Source organism: Nostoc sp. 2RC (assembly GCF_014222165.1).
GTDB lineage: Bacteria > Cyanobacteriota > Cyanobacteriia > Cyanobacteriales > Nostocaceae > Nostoc > Nostoc linckia.
Genome location: NZ_JACKZU010000401.1, coordinates 1 through 7193 on the forward strand (window position 1 = coordinate 1; position 7193 = coordinate 7193).

Annotated in this window: 3 protein-coding genes and 1 CRISPR repeat array; of the genes, 1 reads left to right on the forward strand and 2 read right to left on the reverse strand. The window is 42.9% G+C overall.

Annotated features, from left to right (window positions below; translation table 11 throughout):
- Positions 1-241 precede the first annotated feature (241 nt).
- Together GNE10_RS29765 and smc are read right to left on the reverse strand one after the other, a co-directional pair.
- Positions 242-1228 carry a PRC-barrel domain-containing protein gene (locus GNE10_RS29765; RefSeq protein ID WP_185569340.1) on the reverse strand — a complete coding sequence of 329 codons (987 nt, stop codon included), beginning with the start codon at positions 1226-1228 and terminating at the stop codon, positions 242-244.
- 58 nt (positions 1229-1286) lie between these two features.
- On the reverse strand, positions 1287-4928 hold the full coding sequence (smc, locus tag GNE10_RS29770; protein ID WP_185569342.1) for a chromosome segregation protein SMC: 3642 nt from the start codon (positions 4926-4928) through the stop codon (positions 1287-1289).
- Between the two features lie 425 nt (positions 4929-5353).
- Here smc and GNE10_RS36445 point away from each other — a divergent pair, with 425 nt between their 5' ends.
- Positions 5354-5515 carry a DUF433 domain-containing protein gene (locus tag GNE10_RS36445; protein WP_311774883.1) on the forward strand — a complete coding sequence of 54 codons (162 nt, stop codon included), beginning with the start codon at positions 5354-5356 and terminating at the stop codon, positions 5513-5515.
- 645 nt (positions 5516-6160) lie between these two features.
- Positions 6161-6838: direct repeats of the CRISPR family, unit length 36 nt; unit sequence GTTTCCATTCATTCCGATTTAAAGCAATCGGTAAAG.
- Positions 6839-7193: the final 355 nt, after the last annotated feature.

A 7193-nucleotide genomic window follows, 5' to 3' on the forward strand; every position in this document is an offset into this window, starting at 1 on the left:
AGCTGACAGAAGATACATTCAGATCTTCTCAGATTGCGTTACCACTGGTAAAGCTTTTTGATAGAAATCCTTGGGCGGGGTGGGGTTTTTCGGGTTTAATAAGTAATCAAGCGGACATGATATTGTCCTATAGATGTGGTTTCGCTATAAGCTGGTTATTGTGATTGATAAGGTTAGCCCTTCCCCTACTGTTGTAAGGAAAGGGCTAGAGTTATCTTGAGATTTAATTACGAACTACGAATTAATATCCGCCTTCTTCTTCGTATTCTGGCTGTCTTTCTTTGACTTTTTTGGGAATATTCACTGGTTTGGGCGCGTCTTCCCAAGCATCGCCTTCTACGTCGTCGTAATCATCGTAATCGTCAACGTATGGTTTGGTGTAAGGCTGGGGTTCGGGTCTGAGGGGTTGTTTATACCTGTCGCTACCTGTTGCTTCACTCCAGTTATCTTCTTCTTCGTCTTCTTCGTATTGAATGGACTCATAAGACCGCGCTTTCATGACTTCACGGCGTGGCCTGACTTCTTCTACATAGTCCTCTGTCCATTCTTCTTCAGCCACGGGTTCGGGGGCGCGGACTTTGGGCTTGGGTGGTTGCAATGGTACTCCACTGGGCAGTTGATTTCCTGGTGCAACTTGGCGTGGTGGAGTGTAGCCGTATTCTTCTTCTGCATCTCGTTCCCAAGGTGCTTTGCCGATGCCCAAACGCTCTAGTAAACCCACTGTTAACTGGTTGACTCGTTCTTCGGCTCCCTCAAAGACAATCAAGCGATTGGGGCCTGTGCTGACAATTTCATCTACTGAAAATTCGTAAGTGCTAACGAATTGGTCGGGAATTTGGGGCAATCCCAAGGAGGCGATGACTATGGAATCGAGTTTACCTGTTTCGCCGTTGAATTTGAAGCCCCGGACTTTACCTAAGACTTCGCCTGTTTCTGTAATTACTTCCCAGTTAATTAGATTACTGAGAGCTTCAACTTCGATATCTTCTATTACATCTTCGTTATCAACCAGGATGACATCACCGATTTGGTTGATATTGCTAAGGTACATGTAACGCGGTATGCCCGAAATAGAGATCAGGCTGTCTCGCAAACCAAGAGCCACAACCTCTCGCTGATCGATATCTACCCAAACTTGACTGACAATGCCTAGTCGCTTGCCGTTGTCGCGGGTAATTACCTGAGTATTTAATATGTCGGAACGCCTAATTATTTGTTCAGAGGTCATTCTATACCGAGTCCTGATCTCGAATCCGGTTTATCTATACACTATTATTAACAAAAACTCAAGCAGATGTATTAGAGGATGGTAATTTAATCCCCAAAACTTGAGTGTAAGCTCCTCGTGCTTGAGTAACGCCAATTGTGCGTTCGGCTGATTCTATCATCGGACGACGCAAACTAACAACTATAAATTGCGCTTGTTGTGACTGTTGCTTGATCATTCTAGCTAATCGCTCGACGTTTGCTCCATCCAAAAACATGTCTACTTCGTCAAAGGCGTAAAATGGGGATGGGCGATAGCGTTGTAGGGCAAAGATAAAGCTTAAGGCTGTGAGTGATTTTTCTCCTCCAGACATGGAAGCTAGGCGCTGTACTGGTTTGCCTTTGGGATGGGCTACTAAATTCAAACCGCCGTTAAAGGGATCTTCGGGATTTTCTAGTTGCAAGTAACCGTCACCGTCTGATAAAACGGCGAAAATTGATTGGAAGTTTTCATTGACGGCGTCGAAAGCTTCTTTAAAAGCAAGTTGCCGTAATGTGGTAAAGTTTTCAATTCGCAAAAGTAATTCTGTGCGTTCGCCTTCTAGTGTTTCTAGTTTTTGTGTTAGTTCTTGGAGGCGGTTTTGGGTGCGTTCGTATTCTTCCAAGGCCAGCATATTTACAGGTTCCATTGCCTGTAAGCGTTTGCTTAGCGATCGCAATTCTTTTTGTAGTTCTTCTAAGTCTACCTTATCTGGAACTTCTGGCAGTGGTTCGGGTAATTCTGCTGCCACATCGCGCAACTGATTTTGCAGTGCAATTAGTTCTTCTCGCCGCTTTTCTTGGGTTTCTTGCAGCTTTTGGATTTCCCATTCTAGTTGTTGTTGGCGTAAAAGTTGCGATCGCACTTCCTGTTCTGTGGCGTCGCGTTTTTGCTTTTGTTCGCCCAATTTCAGTTCCATTTGGCTGAATAAAAGGCGGGTTTGGGCGATTTGGTCGTTTATCGTTGCCAGTTGGGTGGAAACCTGATGAATCGCCTCTGTACAAGAAATTTGTTGGCTTTCGTATTCGGTGATTCGGGTTTCGGCTTCTTGGATTTTTTCTTGGAGGCGCTGTTGCTGATTTTCTAAATTTTTTAATTTTTGTTCGGCTTCCCTTAATGCCGCTTCCCGTTGTTGTAATTGTTGCTCTTGAATTTTAATAGTTGCTTGGATTTGTTGCCATTCACTTGGTGTTTGCGAGGCTTCCAACTCTGCTAAGGCATGTCGTAATTGTTGCAGTTGCGTTTCTTGTCCTGGTAATTCCCGATCTAAAACTTCCAAACGAGATTGAGCAACGGCTAATTTTTCGTTGTTTTGGACTAATTGCGATCGCGTTCCTTCTAATTGGGTTGTTAAATTTTTAATATCTTTGTGCAACTGTTCCAATTGCAATTGTTGTTCCCGCCGTGTTTGTCTGGTTTCTGTTAATTCTTGCGACAATTGTTTGGTTTTAATTGACAAACTGGTGATGGCTTCCGTGCAACGCTCTATAATTCGGTCGATGTCCACTAAACGATTTTTTAAAGCAATCACTTCATCAGATTCCGCCGCTTCACCAGTACCAAAGCGCAAGGATGAACGTTGAGTGTTGCTTCCCCCAGTCATAGCACCGCTAGTTTCCAACAATTCCCCGTCTAAGGTGACAATGCGGTAGAGTCCTATATTTTTCCGCGCTTGTTCCAGACTCCCAAACACCACAGTGTTACCAAAGACGTAGCTAAACACATCTTTATAACGGCGATCGCAATCAACTAAATTCACAGCATAGTTGATAAAACCGCTAGCCAAACGCAAAGTTGCATCTTGAGTAAATTTCGGGGCAGAAATTTTATTTAGCGGTAAAAAAGTCGCCCTCCCGGCACGTTTTTGTTTCAGCAATTCAATACCAGCTGCGGCGATACCGTCATCTTCCACCACAATATGTCCCAAACGGCCGCCAGCAGCAATTTCTAAAGCTAGCTGATAGCGGGGTTCTACTCGTCCCAACTGTACAACCAAGCCGCAAACACCGGGCATTCCTGATTGTATAATCACCTTACTGGCTTGGGTTCCCTGGTCTTCTTGTTGTGCTTGCGTTTGGGCTTCTAATTTATCTAACTGGCGTTGTTTTTCTCGTTGTTCGGCAAGTAACCGTTTTTGGGTTTCCTGCTGAATTTGCAATTCTTGTTCCGTGGCTGAGAGATTTTGCGCTAAATTCTGGATGGGTTCGCCGGAAGCATGAAATTGCGTTTCAATTTCACTACATTCAGCTTGTTTTGCAGCTAATTCCGGTTCTAGGCGTTGGATAAGCTGCGTTTGTTCTTGGATGAGTTGCTGTAATTGGTTATTGCGTTCCCTGAGTTGTGCTTGTTCAGTGCGTTGGGGTTCGAGAGTTTGCAGTAAAGTTTCAATTTGGCGGTTGAATGCCGTTTGTTGCTGTACCCACGCTTCTGAAGCCGAGGCGATTTCGGCGGCTGCTTGGCGGGAGGTTTCTAAAGTTTGTTGCGCTTCATTTCTTTGTTGTTGGGAAGACGCGATGAATTGCGTCTCTACAAGTTGGGTTTCGGCAACTTGTTGTAAAGTATGGCGGTGTTGTTGAATTTCTTGTTGAGTTTGGGCTAAGCGCTTGGCTGTTTCTTCAGACGCAGTTTGTAATTCAGTTTGCTGACGCAATAATTGTTTGCGTTCTGCTTCTTGGGTAGCGAGGGTAGATTGTACCGCTAAAAGTTCTTCTTCTCCCAAGGCTTTCACATGGGCATTGAGTTCTTCAAGTTCGGCAGTTTTTTGGACAATTTCGGAATTTAGATTTGTAAGTTGCGTATTGAGTTCGCCAAAATTACGATCGCCAGTTTGAATTTCACTCACCAACTTTTCTTGCTGTGCTTGCAGCGATCGCCATGATAATACAGCTTCCCAAGATTGCTTCGCTAAGAATTCCGCCCGCAGTTTTTGATACTTTTCAGCTTTAGCACGATCTTGAGAAAGGCGATCGCGTTGTGCAGTTAATTCCGTCTCAATAATCCGACAACTATCTTCCTTTTCCTTTACTTCATCTAAAGTATCTTTCGCTTGATGAATTTTGCGATCGAACGCCGCCACCCCCGCCAACTCATCAATAATTTCTCGCCTTTCCCGCCCATTCATCGAAATAATACTGGTGACATCCCCCTGCAACACCACGTTGTAACCTTCAGGATAAATCCGCAGATTATTTAATTCTTCATGCAACTCCGTTAGCGTACAAGCTACACCATTAATGTAGTAATTCGATGTATAAGTTCCCTGATGAGTCACCCGCAACTTCCTAGTGACACTCCACTCTGGCAATTTTGGATTTGGGATTTTGGATTTTAGATTGTCTTCCCCCGCTTCTTCTACTCCCTCTACTTCCTCCTCTTCCTCCCTCTGCGCCTCTGCGCCTCTGCGTGACACCTCATCCGACAAATCAAACGTCACCGTCACACTAGCTTCAATGGCAGCCCTACCCTTAGCCGTTTGAGTATTATTCACCAAATCCGGTAACCGATCCGCCCGCATTCCCTTAGAACTAGCAAGTCCCAAACAAAACAGCAGTGCATCGAGAATATTTGATTTACCCGAACCATTTGGCCCAGATATGACAGTAAACCCCGGCAGCAATGGGACTTGGGTAGTACCGCCGAAGGATTTGAAATTCGTGAGTTCCACGCGCTTGACATGCACCATAGGGCGCTGGTTAACTGGGCTAATGGCTATTGAAGAACAAGTGTATCAACTAATTCAGGAATCGCAAGAGGGTAAGAGAGATAATTCAGGATTATTAAACCACACACAGGCAAAAAACACCGAACAAAAAAAATAGACTTCTAAGAGAAGTGGGGAAAAGGGGAAAGGGAAAGGGGAAAGGGGAAAGGTTTCAAATACATCCAAATCCCTTTACCCCTTAACCTTTTCCCAGACCACAAGGGAAGTTCATACTGCTTATCCGAACCATGTTGAGATGCATTCTTTTTCCCACAAGAGTGCAAAAGTGCTTTTACTAGAGGTCTAATCCCAAATTGGCACGCTATCAGTTGATTCACAAATAACTGCAACACAATTGTGCAAGTAGGTAAGATTTTAATATGAATAGACAAACTGTGCAGTAAATTATGCAACTAGAAGATTACTTCGACTTTCAACGTCCCGATGATATTCGGATCAAAGGTACAAGAATAAGAATTGAAACCATACTTTATGATTTTATCCATCGCGCTCAAACTCCAGAAGAAATTGCCGAAAGTTATCCGTCACTAACACTAGAACAAGTTTAAGCGACTATTCTTTATTATGACTTACGCAAGAACTCTCTCAAATTCTTATAACTTCGTGCCCTTTGCGTCCTTTGCGGTTAGTTTATTCATACTTTTGCGTAAGTCCTATTTATTATTTGCACAATAAAGAAGCTGTCAGCGCCTATATAGCTGATTGGTTGGAGTGGAGTCATAGAATGCAGGAAGAACAGCGACGCAATCCTTCACCCACTGTCATCAAATTGAGAAAATTATTAGCTGAAAAACCAGTTCTGCCAAGTTCATTTGACTTATACAAAACACCAAAATGAGAAAGCAAACTGGGGTTTGAGAAAGTCAAACTTGCTTTGGCTTGCGGAAAACACCAAAATGAGAAAGCAAACTGGGGTTTGAGAAAGTAAAACTTGCTTTGACTTGCGGAAAACACCAAAATGAGAAAGTAAAAGCTTGTTTTGAGAAAGTAAAACCTGCTTTAGAGAAAGCAATTAGAGCTTTTGCTGATTGAATTTCTTGAAAATATCAAGTTTAGATAAAGTTCTTGAAAAAATTACTGATAAATACTGATTATTTCTTGCAATAAACAATTGAGAAAGTAGCTGTTTAAAATCATCCGTTAAAAAAATCCCCGACTCTTTTAAAAAAGTCGAGGATTTCTCTTTTTCATGGGTTTCCATTCATTCCGATTTCAAGCGATCGGTAAAGCTTCGGCCATATCAACACATGGGGCCTGCTATTAGCGTTTCCATTCATTCCGATTTTAAGCGATCGGTAAAGCTCTGGTGATAAAAACTCCTACTATCGCATAGTAACAGGGTTTCCATTCATTCCGATTTTAAGCGATCGGTAAAGCACCCAATCCTAAGTTTTTAAAACAACTACTAGAGTGTTTCCATTCATTCCGATTTAAAGCAATCGGTAAAGCCAGGTCGTAAATTCCCCAGTTGACTTCACATTGTTTCCATTCATTCCGATTTAAAGCAATCGGTAAAGTCTCCCCAAGAAATAGAAAGTGCCATACCTTGTGTTTCCATTCATTCCGATTTAAAGCAATCGGTAAAGTTGAATTAGAGTGTGGCGATAAAAACTAACTCCTAGTGTTTCGATTCATTCCGATTTAAAGCAATCGGTAAAGGGATATACCAATATCCCAAGCCAAACAAACGACCAGCAGTTTCGATTCATTCCGATTTAAAGCAATCGGTAAAGATTTACTTTGCTTCTTCGGAAGCGATGGAAACCGGTTTCCATTCATTCCGATTTAAAGCAATCGGTAAAGCGTATCTAGGCAACAAGAGACGGGGCATAGTGGTTTCCATTCATTCCGATTTAAAGCAATCGGTAAAGAGTTCGTTCAGGAGGCTTTGCCCAGTCAGGGTTTTAGCCGCTAAATCGACACCACTCTGAAAAAGATTATATACCCGGTGGAAAATTAAGTAAAATACATAGCTCAAATCCTTGCGCTGCAAAGCATCGACACCAGTTAACGAAAAATATAGGGTTTCGGGCATTCGGCGAGTGGTGTCGATGAACATTTCAAACTTCCTTAGCAAGGTGCATTGTCGCACAGCACATCGCAACACATGATTTTACAGCAATTTTCAGGTAAATAAACCACGTTGTAGGGGCGAACGGTTGTTCATTGGTGTCAACTTAAGCTTAAACGCTTGTCCCACAGCCATTTTACCCCACCCCTCAATCC